Annotated in this window: 18 protein-coding genes and 1 pseudogene; 12 read left to right on the plus strand and 7 right to left on the minus strand. The window is 67.3% G+C overall.

Going from position 1 to position 17,610, the window contains the following annotated elements:
• Positions 1-106: 106 nt before the first annotated feature.
• Entirely contained in the window at positions 107-1,540 is a 1,434-nt protein-coding gene (locus AB0F17_RS50255) for a serine hydrolase (RefSeq protein WP_358039070.1), read from the minus strand.
• A 559-nt stretch (positions 1,541-2,099) separates the two neighbouring features.
• Between AB0F17_RS50255 and AB0F17_RS50260 the strand changes: the two genes are divergently transcribed.
• Positions 2,100-4,073, plus strand: a complete 1,974-nt coding sequence (locus tag AB0F17_RS50260) for a serine/threonine-protein kinase (protein ID WP_358039072.1) — start codon at positions 2,100-2,102, stop codon at positions 4,071-4,073.
• On the opposite strand, the gene AB0F17_RS50265 is transcribed toward AB0F17_RS50260, so the two are convergent.
• Complete coding sequence (locus tag AB0F17_RS50265; RefSeq protein WP_358039075.1) at positions 4,066-4,488, minus strand: ATP-binding protein; 423 nt, start codon at positions 4,486-4,488, stop codon at positions 4,066-4,068. The two genes, AB0F17_RS50260 and AB0F17_RS50265, sit on opposite strands and share 8 nt — an antisense overlap.
• A gap of 364 nt (positions 4,489-4,852) precedes the next feature.
• Here AB0F17_RS50265 and AB0F17_RS50270 point away from each other — a divergent pair, with 364 nt between their 5' ends.
• The 5 genes from AB0F17_RS50270 (at position 4,853) to tgmC (ending at position 8,633) form a co-directional block, all read left to right on the plus strand.
• Complete coding sequence (locus AB0F17_RS50270; protein WP_358039078.1) at positions 4,853-5,710, plus strand: helix-turn-helix transcriptional regulator; 858 nt, start codon at positions 4,853-4,855, stop codon at positions 5,708-5,710.
• 26 nt (positions 5,711-5,736) lie between these two features.
• Positions 5,737-5,982 (plus strand): DUF397 domain-containing protein, encoded by a 246-nt coding sequence (locus AB0F17_RS50275; protein ID WP_358039081.1) that lies wholly within the window; start codon positions 5,737-5,739, stop codon positions 5,980-5,982.
• A 73-nt stretch (positions 5,983-6,055) separates the two neighbouring features.
• Positions 6,056-6,526, plus strand: coding sequence for a putative ATP-grasp-modified RiPP (gene tgmA / locus AB0F17_RS50280; protein WP_358039084.1), 471 nt, complete (start codon positions 6,056-6,058; stop codon positions 6,524-6,526).
• A complete protein-coding gene (tgmB, locus tag AB0F17_RS50285) occupies positions 6,526-7,494 on the plus strand; it encodes an ATP-grasp ribosomal peptide maturase (protein WP_358039087.1) in 969 nt (322 codons plus the stop codon). The genes tgmA and tgmB overlap by 1 nt, the downstream gene beginning before the upstream one ends.
• Complete coding sequence (gene tgmC, locus AB0F17_RS50290; protein WP_358039090.1) at positions 7,491-8,633, plus strand: ATP-grasp peptide maturase system methyltransferase; 1,143 nt, start codon at positions 7,491-7,493, stop codon at positions 8,631-8,633. Before tgmB ends, tgmC begins: the two co-directional genes overlap by 4 nt.
• Before the next feature lie 31 nt (positions 8,634-8,664).
• Here tgmC and AB0F17_RS50295 read toward each other — a convergent pair whose 3' ends face one another.
• The gene (locus AB0F17_RS50295) at positions 8,665-9,291 is read right to left on the minus strand and encodes a TetR/AcrR family transcriptional regulator (RefSeq protein ID WP_358039093.1); all 627 of its coding nucleotides are present in this window, start codon (positions 9,289-9,291) and stop codon (positions 8,665-8,667) included.
• Between the two features lie 103 nt (positions 9,292-9,394).
• Here AB0F17_RS50295 and AB0F17_RS50300 point away from each other — a divergent pair, with 103 nt between their 5' ends.
• From AB0F17_RS50300 to AB0F17_RS50315, 4 genes are all read left to right on the plus strand, one after another.
• The gene (locus tag AB0F17_RS50300) at positions 9,395-9,982 is read left to right on the plus strand and encodes an NAD(P)H-dependent oxidoreductase (protein ID WP_358039096.1); all 588 of its coding nucleotides are present in this window, start codon (positions 9,395-9,397) and stop codon (positions 9,980-9,982) included.
• Positions 9,979-11,178, plus strand: a complete 1,200-nt coding sequence (locus AB0F17_RS50305; protein ID WP_358039099.1) for an erythromycin esterase family protein — start codon at positions 9,979-9,981, stop codon at positions 11,176-11,178. Before AB0F17_RS50300 ends, AB0F17_RS50305 begins: the two co-directional genes overlap by 4 nt.
• A gap of 113 nt (positions 11,179-11,291) precedes the next feature.
• Positions 11,292-11,852, plus strand: a complete 561-nt coding sequence (locus AB0F17_RS50310) for an RNA polymerase sigma factor (protein WP_358039101.1) — start codon at positions 11,292-11,294, stop codon at positions 11,850-11,852.
• Entirely contained in the window at positions 11,849-12,529 is a 681-nt protein-coding gene (locus AB0F17_RS50315; RefSeq protein ID WP_358039104.1) for a hypothetical protein, read from the plus strand. Before AB0F17_RS50310 ends, AB0F17_RS50315 begins: the two co-directional genes overlap by 4 nt.
• A gap of 76 nt (positions 12,530-12,605) precedes the next feature.
• On the opposite strand, the gene AB0F17_RS50320 is transcribed toward AB0F17_RS50315, so the two are convergent.
• Together AB0F17_RS50320 and AB0F17_RS50325 are read right to left on the minus strand one after the other, a co-directional pair.
• Positions 12,606-13,535, minus strand: a complete 930-nt coding sequence (locus AB0F17_RS50320; protein ID WP_358039107.1) for an FAD-dependent monooxygenase — start codon at positions 13,533-13,535, stop codon at positions 12,606-12,608.
• Between the two features lie 28 nt (positions 13,536-13,563).
• Positions 13,564-13,764 (minus strand): annotated as a pseudogene (locus AB0F17_RS50325) (NAD(P)-binding protein); the annotation flags it as partial.
• 52 nt (positions 13,765-13,816) lie between these two features.
• Between AB0F17_RS50325 and AB0F17_RS50330 the strand changes: the two are divergent.
• On the plus strand, positions 13,817-14,410 hold the full coding sequence (locus tag AB0F17_RS50330; protein ID WP_358039110.1) for a TetR family transcriptional regulator: 594 nt from the start codon (positions 13,817-13,819) through the stop codon (positions 14,408-14,410).
• A gap of 50 nt (positions 14,411-14,460) precedes the next feature.
• Here AB0F17_RS50330 and AB0F17_RS50335 read toward each other — a convergent pair whose 3' ends face one another.
• Positions 14,461-15,624, minus strand: a complete 1,164-nt coding sequence (locus tag AB0F17_RS50335) for an epoxide hydrolase family protein (protein ID WP_358039113.1) — start codon at positions 15,622-15,624, stop codon at positions 14,461-14,463.
• Between the two features lie 61 nt (positions 15,625-15,685).
• On the opposite strand from AB0F17_RS50335, the gene AB0F17_RS50340 reads away from it, so the two are divergent.
• Positions 15,686-16,645 carry a WYL domain-containing protein gene (locus AB0F17_RS50340; protein WP_358039115.1) on the plus strand — a complete coding sequence of 320 codons (960 nt, stop codon included), beginning with the start codon at positions 15,686-15,688 and terminating at the stop codon, positions 16,643-16,645.
• Between the two features lie 76 nt (positions 16,646-16,721).
• Here the strand turns inward: AB0F17_RS50340 and AB0F17_RS50345 are convergent, their stop codons facing one another.
• Positions 16,722-17,273: an AAA family ATPase gene (locus AB0F17_RS50345; protein WP_358039118.1), complete on the minus strand. Its 552-nt coding sequence runs from the start codon at positions 17,271-17,273 to the stop codon at positions 16,722-16,724.
• Positions 17,274-17,610: the final 337 nt, after the last annotated feature.

Here is a 17,610-nt window from a genome sequence, read left to right on the forward strand (position 1 = left end):
CGGTCACGACGGCGCCGGCCAGCCCGGCGCCGTCGTGACCGTCAACAAGCGGATCGAAGCCGCATGTGGCGACGGTCCGCGTTCGCACGGCCCGCCATGCGGATGATCAGTTCACGTCACGCCGGGCGTACCAGGCGGCCTCATACCGGTCGATCGCCGAGCCGAGCTGGGCCAGCTTCTCGGTGAAGGCAACCGGGTAGATGCCGGGCTCGGTGGCCGGCCGGTTGGCGTCGACGTACTGGGTACCGAGGTTGGTGAAGGCCACGACGACGTAGTGGCGCCCTTCCTTGCCCGGCAGGGACCTGACGATCCCCGCGTCAGCTCCCGAGTTCCCCACCCATCCGGTCTTGTGCCCGAACGTGACCTGCGCCTGCTCGTTGCAGGGCCGGACGTCCTTGCCGAACTTGTTGCCCGCGACCGTAACCGTGCCGTCGGCGGCCACCCACCGCGAGTCCACCCGCTGCGGGATGCCCGCAGCCGGGTAGGTGCTGCCGCACCGGTTCGCGGTGGAGAGCATGTCGTTGAAGCCCTGCTCGTCGAGCAGCTTCTTGAAGACCTGGCGGGACGCGGAGCTCAGCACTTCGCCGGTGACCGGCGCGCCGTTGGGGGCGGTCCAGGCTGTGCCATGTACGCCGTTGACCAGCGCGAGCAGCTTGGCCGTGTCCAGCGAACTCATCGTGACCGGGTTGGACCAGCGTCCGCCGTTGACCGGGTTGGTGTTCTTCAACTGCATGGTCTCCAGGCCCAGGTCCTGGAAGGTCTGATTGAGCTCGTCCACCGCGCCGCGGTCGTGTAGCAACTTCACCAGCGCGCAGGACGCGGCGTTGGAGGAGGAGGTGATCGAGGCGTCCATGTAGGCGCCGATGGTGTTGCTCATCGGCCCGCCGCACAGCGAACTGAGCGTTGTGGGTTGGTAGGCGTAGGTGTCGTCAAGCTTGATCTCGCCCTTGTCCACCAGGCGCAGCACCCCGAAGGTGACCATCAGCTTCAGGACGGAGGCCGGATAGGGGAGCATGAAGTCGATGGGCGCGTTCTCCCGGCCCGGCACGATGTCGATGGTGCCCTTGCCCTGGTTGGCGTACCATCCCGCGTCGTCCCACTGCCGGTATCGCACCTGGTCGGTGTGGAAGTTCTGGTCCACCGGCACGGCGATCCCGCGCGGATACTGCGGGCTCATCAGGACCGTGCCGGAGGACACCGGCCGGCCCTGCCGGTCCAGTTCCAGTACGGTCACGTCGAGTTGCGGCTGCTGGACGATGGGCTTGGGGTCGGCGGCGGCGGCGAACAGCCGGGCGTAGTCGGCGGCCGTCCTCGCGTCCTTGTCGACCACACCGGCCAGCGTCCGAGCCTGCGGGGATGCCGGCGGCGCCAGGTCGAGGACCTGCTCGAAGCGGAGTTCGTTCATGGCCTCCTGTAGGAAGGCGGCCACCTCGCCGGTATCGGTGGCCTGGGCGGACGGTGTCGCGGCGCATAACAGCACCGAGGCGGCGGACAGCGCGGCCACAGCACGACGACTCGTTCTGGTTCGGAAGATGGGCAAGATTCGTGATCCTCTTCGGTAAATGTTCACGCTCCAGGGATCTGCGTCTGGGAGCCGAGATGGGCCTGGGCATCGTCCATAGAGGACACTCGACGACAGCCGTCACACGGCCAGACGACCCGCCGGCGACGGTGATCTCACCTCATCGCCGGAGCTACCCCGTCCGAGTCCGGCCATGGGCGACGATCTCGCAGCCCTTTGCGGCTCTTCGCCCGTTGGTTGATGACACTTACACCCCGTCATCGAGGCCCCCTTCGATGCAGGTTCGTGACCTTAACACAGGCTGGATCTTGGTTTAAGGCTTTCGCCCCTTTCGACGCTCAGGCAGGGCGTGGGAACCCGCTCCTGTCATCGCGCCCCCGCCCGCCCATGCGGAAGCGTCGGCTTTGGTGGGTATCTCTACCCACGATCGTCGTCCGGTGCTGATCACTGGGACCTGACCGACGCCCACACCGTCTTCGCCGCGGTGAAGCACACATTCAGTGCATGGAAGAGGAAACCCGACTACCCCGACCGTGCATACCTGATGGAATGTAGCGGCGGTGTGATCTTTCCTTGGGTGCGGGCAGGGCTGGAGGCGATGGTGCAGCGGAAGGTGGAGCTGGCCGGCCGGTACCGGCTGGAGGAGCCGCTGGGCCGGGGCGGGATGGGCGAGGTGTGGCGGGGGGTCGATCTGCGGCTCCGGCGTCCGGTCGCTGTCAAGATCCTTCCGTTGACGATCGCGGCGGAACCGACCGGGGTGGCCCGATTCCGGCGAGAGGCCGAGGTCGCCGCGACGTTGAATCATCCAGGTATCACCACGGTCTTCGACATCGACGAACACCGGCATGAGAACGAGCTCTGGCTGTTCTTGGTGATGGAGCTGATGGTCGGCCGCGACCTGCGCCATCTGCTCGCCGCCAGCCCCAAGGGCCTGCCGATCGAGCAGGTGACGGAGTTGGCCGCGCAGATCACCGATGCGCTCGCCGCCGCCCACCGCCGTGGCGTGGTGCACCGTGACATCAAACCGGCGAACCTGTTCCTGCTGGAGGAGGGCCGGGTGAAGATCTGCGACTTCGGGATCGCCCGCCTCGCCGACGCCACGAAGATCACCGCCACCGGCTCTTCGGCGGGGACCCCGCTGTACATGGCACCCGAACAGATCCAAGGCGGGGAGGTCGACCACCGCACCGACCTGTACGCCTTCGGCTGCGTCCTGTACGAACTGCTCACCGGGACCACCTGGATCGAGTCCGACTCCAATGTCGGCGCGATCCTCTACCAGCACCTCGACCGGCCCCCGGCGCCACCGAAATCGTCGCGCCCGGAGATCCCCGACCATCTCGACTCGCTGGTGCTGGACCTGTTGGCCAAAAAGCCCGACGACCGGCCCCAGGACGCCGCGTCCGTCCTCGAACGCCTGCGCCCGTTCCCTGAGGTGCGGCGGCCTCCAGTGGAGGTGATCGACACCCCGGACACGCCCGCGGCGGGCCGGACACCGACCCTGCGCGTACAACCGGTGGCGCCGCGACCAGAGCAGACCGCCCCTACGCCGGCGATGACGTCCCCGCCCGCCCCGGGCCGGATCCGGCGCCGCACCGTTCTCTTCGGTGGTCTCGGAGCAGCCGCCCTCACTGGCGTCTCCGCGGCATGGCTGCTGTTAGACGCAGAATCCACCCCCTCTATCACCCTCGCCACCGGCAGCGACGACGACGTCTCTTCGGTGGCGTTCAGCCCGGGCGGCAGAACCATCGCCACCGGCGGCGACGACAACACCGCCCGACTGTGGGACGTGACCACCGGCCGCACCACCGCCACCCTCAGTGGCCACGCCAACCCGGTTTCTTCGGTGGCGTTCAGCCCCGACGGCAAAACCATCGCCACCGGCAGCCATGACAGCACCGCCCGACTGTGGGACGTGGCCACCGGCCGCACCACTGCCATCCTCACCGGCCACACCAAGTGGATCTCTTCAGTGGCGTTCAGCCCGGACGGCAAGACCCTCGCCACCGGCAGCGGCGACTACACCGCCCGATTGTGGGATGTGGCCACCGGCCGCGCCATCGCCACCCTCACCGGCCACAACAACAACGTCACTGCGGTGGCGTTCAGCCCGGACAGCAAAACCCTCGCCACCGGCAGCGGCGACGGCACCGCCCAATTGTGGGAGACGACCAACGGCCGCACCGTCAACCTCATGGGCCACGCCAACAGCGTCAATTCAGTGGCGTTCAGCCCGGACGGCACAACTCTCGCCACGGGCAGCGACGACGACACCGCCCTGCTGTGGGACGTGGTCACCAGCCGCACCACCACCGCCCTCACCGGCCACACCGACGACGTCTCTACGGTGGCGTTCAGCCCGGACGGCAAGATGCTCGCCACCGGCAGCGATGACAACACGGCCCGATTGTGGGAGGTGGCCACCGGACACACCACCGCCACCCTAACCAGCCACACCGGCTCGGTCTCTTCGGTGGCGTTCAGCCCGGACGGCAAAACTCTCGCCACCGGCAGTTGGGACAACACTGCCAGGCTGTGGAAGATCAAGTGACCATCACCTCGCCGGCTTTGGTTGACATTTCTACCCACACAACACGCCGCCCCAGACCACCGTCGCGCACGCCCCATTCGACCGCGGACATCTCGACTATCCGCAGGCCCCTCCCCCCACAGTCATCAGTGCCCGCCTTACGTACCCGGGGGACGGTCGCCGCCCCCTCGTCGATCACCTCGATGTAGGCCGTCTCGGCATCAACAGCGGCGATCTTCATCGCGACCAGGCCCCCCGGTCGGCCCGACGCGGTGTGCGTCACTGCGTTCGCGACCAGTTCGCTGGCCACCAGCCGCACGTCAGCCACGTCCGCATGACCTGCGGTCGTCAGGATGTCCGCCACGCACCGACGAGCCAGCGGCACCGCAAGCTTCACTCCCGGCAACACGATCTCGCCCAGAAACAACCCGCTCATTGCCCGCCTCCGCAGATACGTCCGATAGCGCTGACCGCTGGTTCCAACCCACTACTCGCGCCAGGCTTGATCTCGGATGGGTCGCGTCCGGTCCCCCCTCGAACACCGCGCCACCTTGCCTGGCGGGCAGGGCGCATCCTTGCCGATAGCGCCAGACACGATCCGAGCTCCACGCCGGCTCCGGTGGTCGCGGCACGGAGCTTTCGACGAGTTCTGCCACTGCGGTCGTCACAGACCGTAGGGGTGCGGAATCCTTGACCCGATGGTGCCCGTACAACAAGGAGCATGTAAAGCGTTCTATCGGAACAGTTCCAGAAGTTATTGTTCCGAGCAGCCGACATTTCCCAACATATGAGGTTGAATCGTGGCAAGCAGGCTGTCTTCCCCAACGGTCCGCCGCAGGCGGCTCGGTGCCGAGCTCAAAACGTTGCGAATCGCCGCCGGCCTGAATCGCGACCAGGCCGCAGAGCATCTCGGGGTAGCGCCAAGCACGATCACGAAAGTGGAAAACGCGACTTCAGCCGCACGTCCCGCCGATGTGGCCATGCTTCTCGAGTTCTATGGCGTCGATGAGGAGCGCAGGGAATTCCTTATAACGCTGGCCCGCGAGGCGCGTCAGCGTGGCTGGTGGCAGGATCATAAGAAGGCGATCCGGCCATGGTTCGAGACCTTCGTCGGGCTGGAGTCCGCCGCGATCGAGTTGAGACCGTACGACTCCGAGTTGATCCCCGGCCTGCTGCAGACGGCCGACTACTACAGGGCCCACCTCAGTACGACGCCCATTCGCTTGAGCGCCGAAGAGACAGAGCAGAAGGTAGCTTTCCGTCTCGCCCGCCAAGAGCAGTTGGCCGCACCGGACGGACTTCGGCTGTGGTCGATCACCAATGAAGCATGCATCCGACGCATGGTGGGCGGCACCACCACAATGAAGGCCCAGTTGAGGCACCTGATCGCGGCCGCTGAACGCCCCAACATCACCCTGCAGATCCTGCCGTTCGCCGCCGGTTCTCACCCTGCCATGGACGGGAGCTTCGTGATCATCGAGTTTCCCGAGCGGACTTCTCCCGATGTGGTCTATCTGGAGAGCCAGACAGATGCCCGTTATCTAGAGGAAGCCGATGTCGTTGACCGATATAACGTAGTTTTTAACCACCTTCGAGCTAAGGCGCTGGACCCCGGCGAGAGTCTGCGACTGCTCGTCCAGGCGGAAAAGGATCTCTGATGCGCACATCAAACGAAGGAGCAGGCATGGAGATCGACCTGTCAGAGGTGCATTGGCGCAAGCCGAAGCGAAGCAATGCCGATGGAAACTGCTTTGAGGCAGGACTTGTCCACGTTCCCGCCAACGCGGGCTTTCACAAACACGGCCATCTGGTCGTTATTCGCGACAGCAAAGACCCCGACGGCCCGAAGCTGTACTTCGACAAAGCCGAGTTCGCTGCCCTCGTGCTCGGCATACAGGACGGTGAGTACACCGATCTGTTCGCTGTCTGACCGAAACGTCACTGATCAGGGCGCATTCCTGCGCCCGCCGACCCTCCCCCCTCTGGCGTCCTGGGGAGGGCTTTTGGCTTCTGTCCCCAAACGCCAGAATAATGGAACCGTTCCCAAGGAACTTCTTTCATCGAACGTATGGCGAGTGGCGCAGCCCCTCTCTACGGTGAAGGCGTCCGCCACCGGACGCGAGGTTCCTCCTCTGGAGCCCGCCAATGCGTGCCCGCGCTACTTCGGAGGCTTCATGCGCCAATCCCTCACCGCTCCTGCGGACCAGAGCTTCGTTCCCTGGGGTGTGAGCCGGATGGCCCCCTTCCCTTTCCAAGGCGAAGGGCCCACCACTCATTACCGCATCAGCATCGACCCTGTAACTCAGAAGGGCGTCTGCCTCGACCCGGTGACCAACCAGCCGATCGAGACCGCCGGCAAGCACGGCTCCAACGTGCAGAAAGCAACCCCTACCGCGCCGCCTACCCCCGACGGCGACGGCAGTAGGGACGGCGGTGCCAAGCCGGACTCCACAACGGACTGGGTGTCGGACTGATGCCAATCCCAGCCCCGGTCTTGGTGGTCGCCTGCCTGGATGACCCCACCGCCGACCTGGTACTGGGTGAGCTGCACGGCCGGGACGTCCCGGCCGTGCGGTTCGACCCCGGCGCCGACTTCCCACGCCACGCCACGCTGGAGGCCTTCCTCGACGGCACGGGCATGAAGGGCTCCCTCGGCACCCAGACGCGCCATCTCGACCTGGCGGGCGTGCGCGCTGTCTACTGGCGTCAGCCAACGCCATATCGCCAGCCCGAGGACCTCGACACGTACACGGGGGCGTGGGTCGCCGACCAGTCCCGTTTCGGTCTGGGCGGTGTCATGGCCGCGCTACCGGGGGCTTTCTACCTCAACCACCCCTGGCGCAATCGCGACGCCGAGCACAAGCCCGTCCAACTCGCCACGGCCAGCGCGTGCGGGCTCGCGATTCCGTACACGCTGATCACCAACCGGGTCGACAGTGCCCGTGCCTTCGCCTCACAGATGGGGAGTGTGGTCTACAAGCCGCTGTGGTCCACCCCCTACCGGAACGCCGCTGGAGAGGCCCGCACCGTGTGGGCGGACGTTATCGACCCCGGCACTTTGAACGAGAGCGTCAGCGGGGCCGCGCACCTGTTCCAGCAGCAGGTGGACAAGGTTGCCGACGTACGCGTGACTGTGGTGGGCGAGCAGGTGTTCCCGGTCCGCATAGACGGCGCTCCCGGTCTGGACTGGCGGCACGACTACCCATCGCTGACCTACCAGCTCATCGAGGCGCCCACCGCCGTGATCAAGGGCATGCGCGCCTACCTCGACACCTTCGGGCTCGTTTTCGGGGCTTTCGACTTCTCCCTGACTCATGATGGCCAGTGGGTGTTCCTGGAGTGCAATCCCAACGGCCAGTGGGCCTGGTTCGACGAGCCCATCCCGCGGCAGATCTCCAGCGCGATAGCCGACCGTCTGACTCGCCCAAGGGAGCTCTCGTGAGCACCGAACTCCGCCAAGAGCTGGCAGAACTCCTGGTCGCCAAGGGATCCCTCACCGACGCCCGCTGGGCGGAGGCGGTCCGAGCCGTGCCGCGCGAGCTGTTCCTGGGAGAGGCGGTCTTCCGGCCCACCGACTGCACGAACGGGCCGCTATGGGAGCCGGTCCAGCGCGCGAAGACGTCCCGCGAGCAGTGGCTGCGCATGGCCTACGAGAACCGCACATGGGTCACGCAGGTCGAGGGGGTCATGGCCGAGGCCGCCAAAAGCTCCTTGTCCGGGCCGCCCACGTCTTCCTCCACCCTGCCCAGCCTGGTCGTACGCATGCTGGAGGCCGCAGGGATCAGCGACGGGAACAAGGTCCTGGAGATCGGCACCGGCACGGGCTACTCCACGGCCCTGCTCTGCCATCGCCTCGGGGATGGCAAGGTGACGTCGATCGAGTACGACCCCGAGGTGGCGGCCCGCGCTGCAACGGCCCTCGCCGCCGCCGGTTACGCGCCGACCCTGGTCGTTGGTGATGGTCTGGCGGGATATGACAAGAACGCCGAATACGACCGGCTGATCGCGACCTGCTCCGTACGCTACATTCCGGCCTCGTGGATGTGGCAGGTCCGAGGCGGCGGAACCATCACGGCGCCGTTGTCCGGTTGGATGGGCGGCACGGCTCTGGCGCACCTGACGCTGGCCGACGACGGCACCGCCACGGGACCCTTCCTGGCCGACGACCTGTCGTTCATGTTCGCCAGGCCCCACGACCGGCCGCCGCGCTCCCACTACCTGATCGGCCTCGGTGAGCAGCGCGAGAGCGTGATCGACCCGCGCGTTCTGAACGACCCGACCGGCCTGTTCGTGGCCCAGCTCGGCGCCCCTTCGGCCGAGAAAATGGGGGCGGACGACCGGATCATCCTCCTGGACGTGGCAACGGGCTCGCAGGCCACCACCGAGCCGTCGCCGGACGGAGGTTGGCTGGTACGCCAGCACGGACCGTTGAAGCTGTGGGAGGGCGTCGAACAGGCGGTCTCGGCCTGGCAGGCAGCGGGTGGGCCGCACCAGTCGGGGTTCGGCCTCACCGTCACCAGGCAGTCGCAGAAGGTGTGGCTCGGCAACCCCGACGGCCCCTCATGGCACCTGCCCGCCTAGCGATCTAGTGATCCAAGCTCGAACCGGCGGGTCACCTCTTGTAGCCGTAGAGGAAAGTACGCACGCCCGCGGACACCATGGCGGCGATCTCGGCCTCGTCGTGGAGGGCCGTGCGGTCGGTGAGGTTTTCGGCGGAGATGAGCAGCATGAGGTGTCCCGCCGCGCGAAGCGGATCGGCCAAGGTGAGCTGGCCGCTGCCGTCGATCTGGCATAGCCGGTCGGCCAGTTCCTGGCGGACGCGACTGGGCCCGGTCTCCTGCCAGAATTTGAGTGCGGTCGGGGGAATGTGCTCGATCTCGGCGTTGATCTGGCGGATCAAGGCGAAGTGCGGGGCGAGGTCGGAGGTCAGCAGCCGGAGCCACGCGAGCCCCAACTCGACCAGGTCGTTCTCCAGGTCGACGGCCTTTGCCAGGTGGCGGTCGATGATGTCGATCATCGTGTCGGCCACTCGCCGGGTGCTGTCCTGAATCACGGTCTGGAACAGCTCGGCCTTGTCGGTGAAGTGGTTGTAGATGGTGCGATTGGAGACACCCGCCTCCGCCGCGATCGCGTCCAGACTCGCCCGGGTGTAGCCGTCTCGGGCGAACAACTGCAGCGCACCGTGGACGATCGCCCGCCGCTTGTCGGGCTGCCCACCGGGCTTTTTCTTGTCCGTCATGCTTACCGAGGCTACCGGTTTACACCGCTCGTTGCACTATATACACCGATCGGAGTAGTGTTTACATCGATCGGTGTAATAACCCTCTTGAAGAGAGACTCTCATGACCAAGATCGCGATCATCGTCGGCAGCACGCGCCCGGGCCGACGCGGCCGCACAGTCGCCGAGTGGGTGGCCGGCGTGGCCGCCCAGGAGCACCCCACTGTCGACTTCGAGCTTCTTGACCTGGTCGACGTCGGCCTGCCGCTGCTCGACGAGGAGCAGCCGGCGCTGTTCGGCCAGTACGGCAACGAGCACACCGCCCGCTGGGCCAGGACGATCGGTCGCTTCGACGGATTCGTGTTCGTCACCCCCGAGTACAACCACTCGGTCCCCGCAGCCCTGAAGAACGCCCTGGACTTCGTCTACGCCGAGTGGAACAACAAGGCGGCCGGTTTCGTCAGCTACGGACTGCACGGCGGAACCCGCGCCGTCGAGCACCTCCGGTTGATCCTGGCTGAGCTGAAGGTCGCCACCGTACGCACGCAGGTCGCCTTGTCCCTGTTCCATGACTTCACCATCCCGGCCCCGGCCGAACCGGGCACCTTCACCCCCGGCCCGCACCAGGACAAGACCCTCATCACCCTGCTGGACGAGGTCGTCATCTGGTCCAGCGCGCTGCGGCCGGTCCGGGAAGGAGCTCTGGCATGACCGACATCACCGCCCCGGCCGTGCCAAGGGAGCCGATCGGACCGCAGCCCGCCGACAGCGGCCCGCTGCCGGACGCCGCGCTCGACGAACTGGCCGAGAAGATCGCCGTCGGGGCGGAGATCGTTGGCCTCGGGGAGTCCACACGATTCTCCCGCGAGACCTTCACCGTGCGAGACCGGCTGTTCCGGCGGCTGGTCCAGCGGTACGGATTCCGGGCACTGGCCCTACAGGACAACGCCGCCGTCGCCGCGAGGCTCGACAGGTACGTGACCGTCGGCGAGGGCACCGCCGAATCTGCTCTCGGCGACGCCTGGCGTCCCTGGCGCACCGTCGAGATGGTCGCGACGCTTCACTGGATCCGCGCCTTCAACCAGGACCATTCGGATGATCCCCTCCGGATTTTCGGCGTGAAGCCCGCGCAGGCACAGTCCGCGGACTACGACACCATCCTCGAACATGTCCATCGGCTGGCCCCGGAACGGCTGGCGGACCTGGCGTCCCACCTGAATCCCATCCGAACCGCCCATCAGACCGATGAGCACGTGCAGCGCGCGCGGGGACTGCACCCGGGCCGCCCGTTCGCCGACCACGCCCGTGACGCGCTCGCGCTGATCCGATCATTGCCGGACATCGACGCCGACGACGCCATCATGGAGCGGATGCGGCTTATCGTCGACTTCCACGAACGCAGCGTCGCCGGGCGAGGCAGCTACGCGGGCGATGCGGAGGTGTGGGCCAACACGATAAGCGACTATCAGCGCCGGACCGGCCGACGGGTGGCCTTCTGGGACGGCATCGCGCACACATCGGCGGCGCCGGCAACCTTGGGCCTGGCTCCCGAACGCGGTCCCCAGCCCAGTGTCGGCAGCCTGCTGCGCGAACGCCACGGTAGGCAGTACGTCTCCGTGGCGATCGGCTTCCATCATGGAGATCTCGGTGTCGCCGTCGTCCCGGAGCCGGCCAGGGACCTGATCGACGCCAAGCTCGGCGAGGTGAAACTGCCCGCCCGCTGGCTGGACCTCCGCCCCGACGACATGCGCCGCCGATGGGACGGACCGGCGAAGGTACGCGTCATCAGCGGTGTCTACGATCCGTCCCGCGACGCCGCCGAACATATGGCTGTGGCATCCCTGACCGACGCCTTCGACGTGCTCATCCACATCCGCCAGGCCTCCCCAGTGCGATGGCTGCCCTGATCCGGTCGATCCGCGCCTCACAGCGGAGACATTTGACCCCATCTGTTCACTCTCATAACGCTTTTCCCGTTGCTGACCAAGAAGGGGGGTAGTCGACGAAGGGAGCATGGCCGGTGCGTCGCAGACAGGCGGACATCGCTACAGACCCGGAGGCTTTCGAAGCCTTCTACCGGCGCCACGTCGACGCGATCACGTCGTTCCTGGCCCGCCGGGTCGATGATCCGAACACGGTCGCCGACCTGGTGGCGGAGGTCTTTCTCGCGGTGCTCGACTCCGCCCACACCTACCGGCCCGGACTCGGCAGCGAGATCGCGTGGCTGTACGGCGTGGCTCGCAACACCCTCTCGGCCGAGCGGCGGCGGGCGTTCAAGGAGACGAGACTGGTCGATCGCGTACGCGGACGAAGGCCGCTCGACTCCGACGACGTCGCCGAGCTCGAAGAGCGGATCGACGCGGAGAGCGTGGCCAGGCGGGCCTTCCAGGCCATGGCCGGACTACCGGACGGTGACCGCGCGATGCTCGAACTGGTCGTCATCGACCAGCTCACGATCAGCGAGGCGGCCGCCGCTCTGGGCATCCGGCAGGGCGCCGCCAGGGCCAGACTGCACCGCGCCCGCCACACGCTCAGGAACGTGCCGGAGATGGCTCCCTTCGTCATGGAAGGAACTCGATGAAATTTGAGGAGCACGTACTGATGGAACTCAAAGCCGAAATCGTGGCCCGGAACAAGGCCCGGCGCCTGCTCATCAGGCGACGCCTGCTCGCCGGAGGGGCGGTGGCCGCGATCGCGGCGGCTGCGGCCGTCGCGGTGCCGTTCCTGAACGGGTCCGAGACTCCGGCCTACGCGGTCACCAAGAACACCGACGGCACGATCACCTTGAAGATCAACGAGTTCAGGGACCCGGCTCAGGTGGAGAAGGACCTGGCGGCCGTCGGCGTGACCGCCGACGTCTCCTACGTCAAGCCCGGCACCCGATGCGCCCCCGACCGCGGCGACGCCGATTTCGGCCCCTCCTTCTCCAAGGAAGAGCTCAAGAGCAAGGATCCCGAGGTCCACAAGAAGATCAGGGAAGCAATCGAGAACTCGGCGAACGGCAAGACGTTCAAAATGGGCGGCGGCCAGGTGCGGATCAGTCCGCAGTACATCAAGCCGGAGCAGACGGCCGTCATGGAGTTCACCGAGAACGAGGACCAGACCTCGGGCCCGGAGAAGCCCAGAGCCCTGTGGGGGTTCAGCGGCTACCTCGTCACCGGTCCGGTCAAGCCCTGCAAGGTCATCGACGACCCGTCCTGGGGCAAGATGCCCGACCCCAAGACGAACCCCGAGGCGTACCCACCGCCCGGTAGCTGATCCTCGCCGGGCGGGAGTACGGCAGACGACGCCGCACTCCCGCCCGGCAGCCACCACGCGATCCGCCGGAATTCTGCTATATGCGCCACATGGCGGCGAGCCGGCGAGTGGCGAGCCGACGTGGCACCGCACATAGCAGGGCGTCGCGCAGCCACGCGGTGGCACCGGTCTGCGACGTCAGCCGCGACTGCCGGGACGATGCACGCATCATGCGACTGGTACGGGGCCGGCGCTCCGCGTCGTAGCGGCGGAGACACTGGGTGACGTCCGCCGGCTCGGCGCCGGCCAGGTGCCGGGTCACCGCGGCCGCGTCCTCGAAGGCCTGGCTGGCACCCTGGCCGAGGTCGGGCGTCATGGCGTGTGCGACGTCACCGAGAAGTGCGATCCTGCCGATCGCGAACGAAGGCAGCGGTTCGGCCAGGCGCGCGATCGGATCGACGTAGATGTCGGCGGGCGGGGTGGCCTCGATCAGCGCCGGGACCGCCGGGTGCCAGTCGGCCATCAGGGCCAGCAGCTCCCGGCGTGCCTCATCCGCGCCGGGTGGCGTTCCGTGTAGCGCGGCATCGGTGAACCAGTACAGATCGCTCTCGCCGACCGGGAACAACCCGAACATCGACCCGGTGCGTCGATCGATCAGGATGCCGGTCAGAAGGTCGGTCACGTCCAGGCCGGGGGGATTGGGCAGCATGCCGCGTAAGTCCAACCGGCCGACCTGCCGCAACCCGGGGTGGTCGGGGAACAGTTGGCTCCGCAGCCTGCTACCGATGCCGTCGGCCACGATCACGGCATCGGCCCTGGTGATGGGCCGTCCGTCGCTGATCACCGTCACCCCGGTGGCGTCGGGCTCCAGGCGCTGAACGGGCGTCGCGGTATGCACCAGCTCGGCGGGCAACGGGGCACGCAGTGCCTGATGCAGTAGCGCTCGGCTCACGGCCGCCGTCGTCCCGACCGTCCGCAGCGCCTGGGCCGCGTCGGTGACCAGCAGCGGCCGAGTCCCGCAGTCCACCGCTGATGGCGAGCATGGGCCGGCTGCGAACGTAGTCACCCAACCCCAGCTCATCCAGCGCCTGGACGCCGTTGGGCGTGATCACAACGGCGGTGCCCGCCTCCCGAAGCTCGGCGCCGCGTTCGTACAGCGTCACCTCATGGCCCGCCCGATGCAGTCCTACCGCGGCCGACACTCCACCCAAGCCTGCACCTACCACCACGACCCTCATGCCACTCCTCCGCATCATCGGACCAACCACTACGATCGTCCTAGTACGGATACTGGCATATCATGGTCAGGTGCCGCCGACCAACCCAGGCCGTCGCCGGGCCTTGACAGATGCCGCCATAGATCTCCTGGCGGCGGCCGGCGTACACGGATTGACCCACCGCGCGGTCGAGAAAGCCGCCGAGCTCCCGCCGGGCACCGCCTCCAACTACTTCCGCAGCCGGGAAGCGCTACTGGTGGCCGCCGCGGAGCGCATCGTCGAGCTGCACCTTGCCGACATGGACCAGGCAGCTCAGCAACACAAGACCGCCGCGGCCCCTCCCGCGAGCGCCACCGAACTGGTCGTTGATCTGCTGACCGAATCGCTGCTCGTGGCGGCGACGACTCTGCGTACCCGCTATCTGGCGATCTTCGAACTCCGGCTGGAGGCGGTACGACGCCCGGTACTGGCCTCGGCTCTCGCGGGTCTGCAGGACAGCTCGACGCGGTTCACCGCCGGCCACCACGCCGAGCTCGGCCTGCCCATCCCCCGCGAGAGGATCCCCGCCCTGCTCGCGCTCTATGGCGGTGCGCTGTTCACCCTGGTGACCGCACCGCCCGAGAGCATCAGCAAGGACGTCGTCCAAGGTGTCGCCCACACCATCGTGCACGGCGCGCTACGTTGAGCGCCCGCGCACTCAACAAGCCCAGCCGCACCGGTACGCGGGCGTCTGTCTCAGCGCACCTTCGCGAAGAACGCTCGAACGTCGCCGACCAGCAGGTCCGGCGCCTCCATCGCGAGAAAATGGCCGCCCTTGCCCAGCTCGGTCCAGTGCACGACATTGTGGTCGCGCTCTGCCCAGGGACGAACGGTCACGTCGTGGGCGGAGACCAGCACCCCGGTCGGCACCGTGCCACGCTCCGGCGCCCAAACGTCCGCGCCGTCACCCCAGTCCGGCTCGGTGGCGCTGATCTCTTCGTAATAGCACTGTGCCGCCGACCCGGCCGTGCCGGTCAGCCAGTAGATCGAGACGTCGGTCAGGATGCGGTCGCGATCGATGCTGTCCTCGGGCAGCCCTTCCTCCGGCTCGGTGAGTTCCTTGAACTTCTCCACGATCCAGGCGAGCTGGCCGACCGGCGAGTCGTGCAACCCGTACGTCACCGTCTGCGGCCGCTTGGAGTTGCACTGCAGGTAACCGTCGTTGAAGCCCTGCATGCGCTGCCAGCGCCCCTGCTCGATCTCCGACAGCCCGTCCATCTCGCCCTCCGCCCCGATCGGGAACGTGATCATGGCATTGATGTGGACGCCGATGACATGCTCCGGGTCCTGCTTGCCCATCGCGGGGCCGACCCACGAGCCGGTGTCATAGCCCTGCACGCCGTAGCGCTCGTACCCGAGCCGGGCCATCAGCCGGACGAGGAGCCCGGCCATCCTGGAGGAGTTCATGCCCGGCCCGGCCAGCGGTGTGGAGAACCCGAACCCCGGCAGCGACGGAATCACCAGATGGAACGCGTCGGCCGCGTCGCCACCGTGGGCGCGTGGGTCCGACAGAGGGCCGATGACGTCGAGGAAGTCCACCACGCCGCCCGGCCAGCCGTGCAGCAGGATGAGCGGCGTCGCATCCGGCTCGGGCGAGCGTACGTGGAGGAAGTGCACATTCTGCCCGTCGAGGGTGGCGAGGAACTGCGGATAGGCGTTGAGCGCCGCCTCATGCGCCCGCCAGTCGTAGCCGGTTCGCCAGTATTCGGCGAGCTCCTTCAGGTACGTCACCGGCACGCCGCGGCTCCAGCCGACGCCCGGCAGCTCGTCCGGCCAGCGGGTGCCGGCCAACCGCGCCTTGAGGTCGTCGAGCTGGGACTGCGGAATGTCGATGCGGAAGGGGCTGATGTCGTGGGTCATGTCTCTGACCATAGGGACGCTTAGGACAGGTTCGGTCCTAAGCTGCGGCAGACTTGCGAACATGCTGGAGACCTCCGCGCGGCTGCTCAAACTGCTGTCACTGTTGCAGACCCATCGCGACTGGTCCGGCGGCGAGCTCGCCGAGCGACTGGGCGTCAGCACCCGTACGGTCCGCAGGGACGTGGAGCGGCTGCGCGAGCTGGGTTATCCGGTGGACGCCGTCCAGGGCGCCGCCGGGTACCGGCTCGGCATCGGAGCGTCACTGCCGCCGCTGCTGCTCGACGACGACGAGGCGGTGGCCGTGGCAGTCGGCCTGCGGACGGCGGCGGGCGGCTCGGTCGCCGACATCGAGGAGACCGCGCTGCGGGCGCTCACCAAGCTCGAGCACATGCTGCCGCCTCGGCTGCGCTATCGGGTGAACGCCCTGCACACGACGACGGTCCGGGTCGGCGCGGCCGGGCCCGTGGTCAGCCCGGACACCCTCATGGCAATCGCTGACGCCTGCCGCCGCCACGAACGCCTGCGTTTCGGCTACACCAGTCACCGCGGCGGCGACACCGTACGGTCCGTCGAGCCGCACAGCCTCGTCAACTTCGAACGGCGCTGGTACCTCGTCGCCTGGGACACCGATCGCCGCGACTGGCGCACCTTCCGGGCGGACCGCCTCACCCCGCGCACACCCACCGGCCCGCGCTTCACACCCAGGCGACCACCGTACGGTGACGCCGTCACCTACCTGGCACACCGGCTGTCCTCGCGAGCCTGGCCCTACCAGGCGGTCGTCACCCTGCACGAGCCGGCCGAGGCGATCGCCGACCGGGTGTGGCCGGGGATGGGCGTCGTCGAGGCGGTGGACGACCACAGCTGCCTGCTGCACGTCGGGGCCGAGAACCTGTGGGCGCTGGTCTGGATGATCACGTCGGTCGACGCCGACTTCACCCTGACCAGCGGACCGCCCGAGCTCGCCAACGCCCTGCGTGCCCAGGCCCGCCGCTGCCTGGACGCCCTCCTCGAAGGCTGACGCCGCTCAGTCGAGCCCGGCCGGCCGCGACAGCCCGGCGAAGCCGCCGCCGGCGCCCGGCCGTGGCGGGCGTGCTTCAGAAGTCCGCGTGCTGGGAGATCACGGTTCGGATCGTGGTCACTCGTTCGGGTAGTGGTCCGGCGGGGATGTCGATGAGTTGGTAGCCGAATGCGCGGTAGGTCTGCTCGTGGAGGCGTTCGAACGTCAGCGAGTCTTCGAAGCTGATCCGGCGAGCCTCAGTCCGTTCACAGAAGCCAAGATTGCGGATGAAGAACACACGCCGGTCGTAGATCTGTTCTCGGGTGATTCTTTCGATCTCGGTGGACAGGGCCGAGGAGATCGGGTGTCCGACGTAGGTGCTGAGAGCGTGGGTGCAAACAGGCGAGCGGTCGAAGAACTGTACGAGTGGCGCCGTGATGATCGACTGCATTTGCCGCTGTCGCTGCAAGGCCACGATCTTGTCGATGAAGGACGGTCGTCTCCATGGCTCGGCATCACCACACGCCTGCTCGTCCGCGATGACCGCCGTGGCGGCCTCCTCGACCGTCGCGTATCCAAGGGTCGCCAAGCACCGCAGGATCGCGGTCTTGCCGGCACCGGGGGTGCCGGTGAGGATGTAGCGCTTCATCTTCGTCTGGTCGCCTTTCTGATCGCGTACCGGTCGTGGCGGTATGACCGAGTCACAGTGCTGGAACCGTTGCTGGGGCAACAGAACGGCCCGCCCACCGAAGTGGTCGCAATAGCAAGTGATCAATGGGATTCGGTGCCGGAGCCGTGGCAGGACCTACCCGGACGCTTTGGCCCTGGGGAGACGGTGTGCCGCCTGTTCCGCCGTTGGCAACGCGATGGCCCTGAAAGAAGATCGCGCCTGGCGAGTAGCCGGGGGCATCTCAGCCCCCGGCTCTCTCAGAACCGTGCGTAAACCTCTCGATTTACACGGCTCCCATCATCCGGTCGTTCACGGT

Origin of the sequence: Nonomuraea sp. NPDC026600 (assembly GCF_040638335.1) — a bacterium.
Classification (GTDB): domain Bacteria; phylum Actinomycetota; class Actinomycetes; order Streptosporangiales; family Streptosporangiaceae; genus Nonomuraea.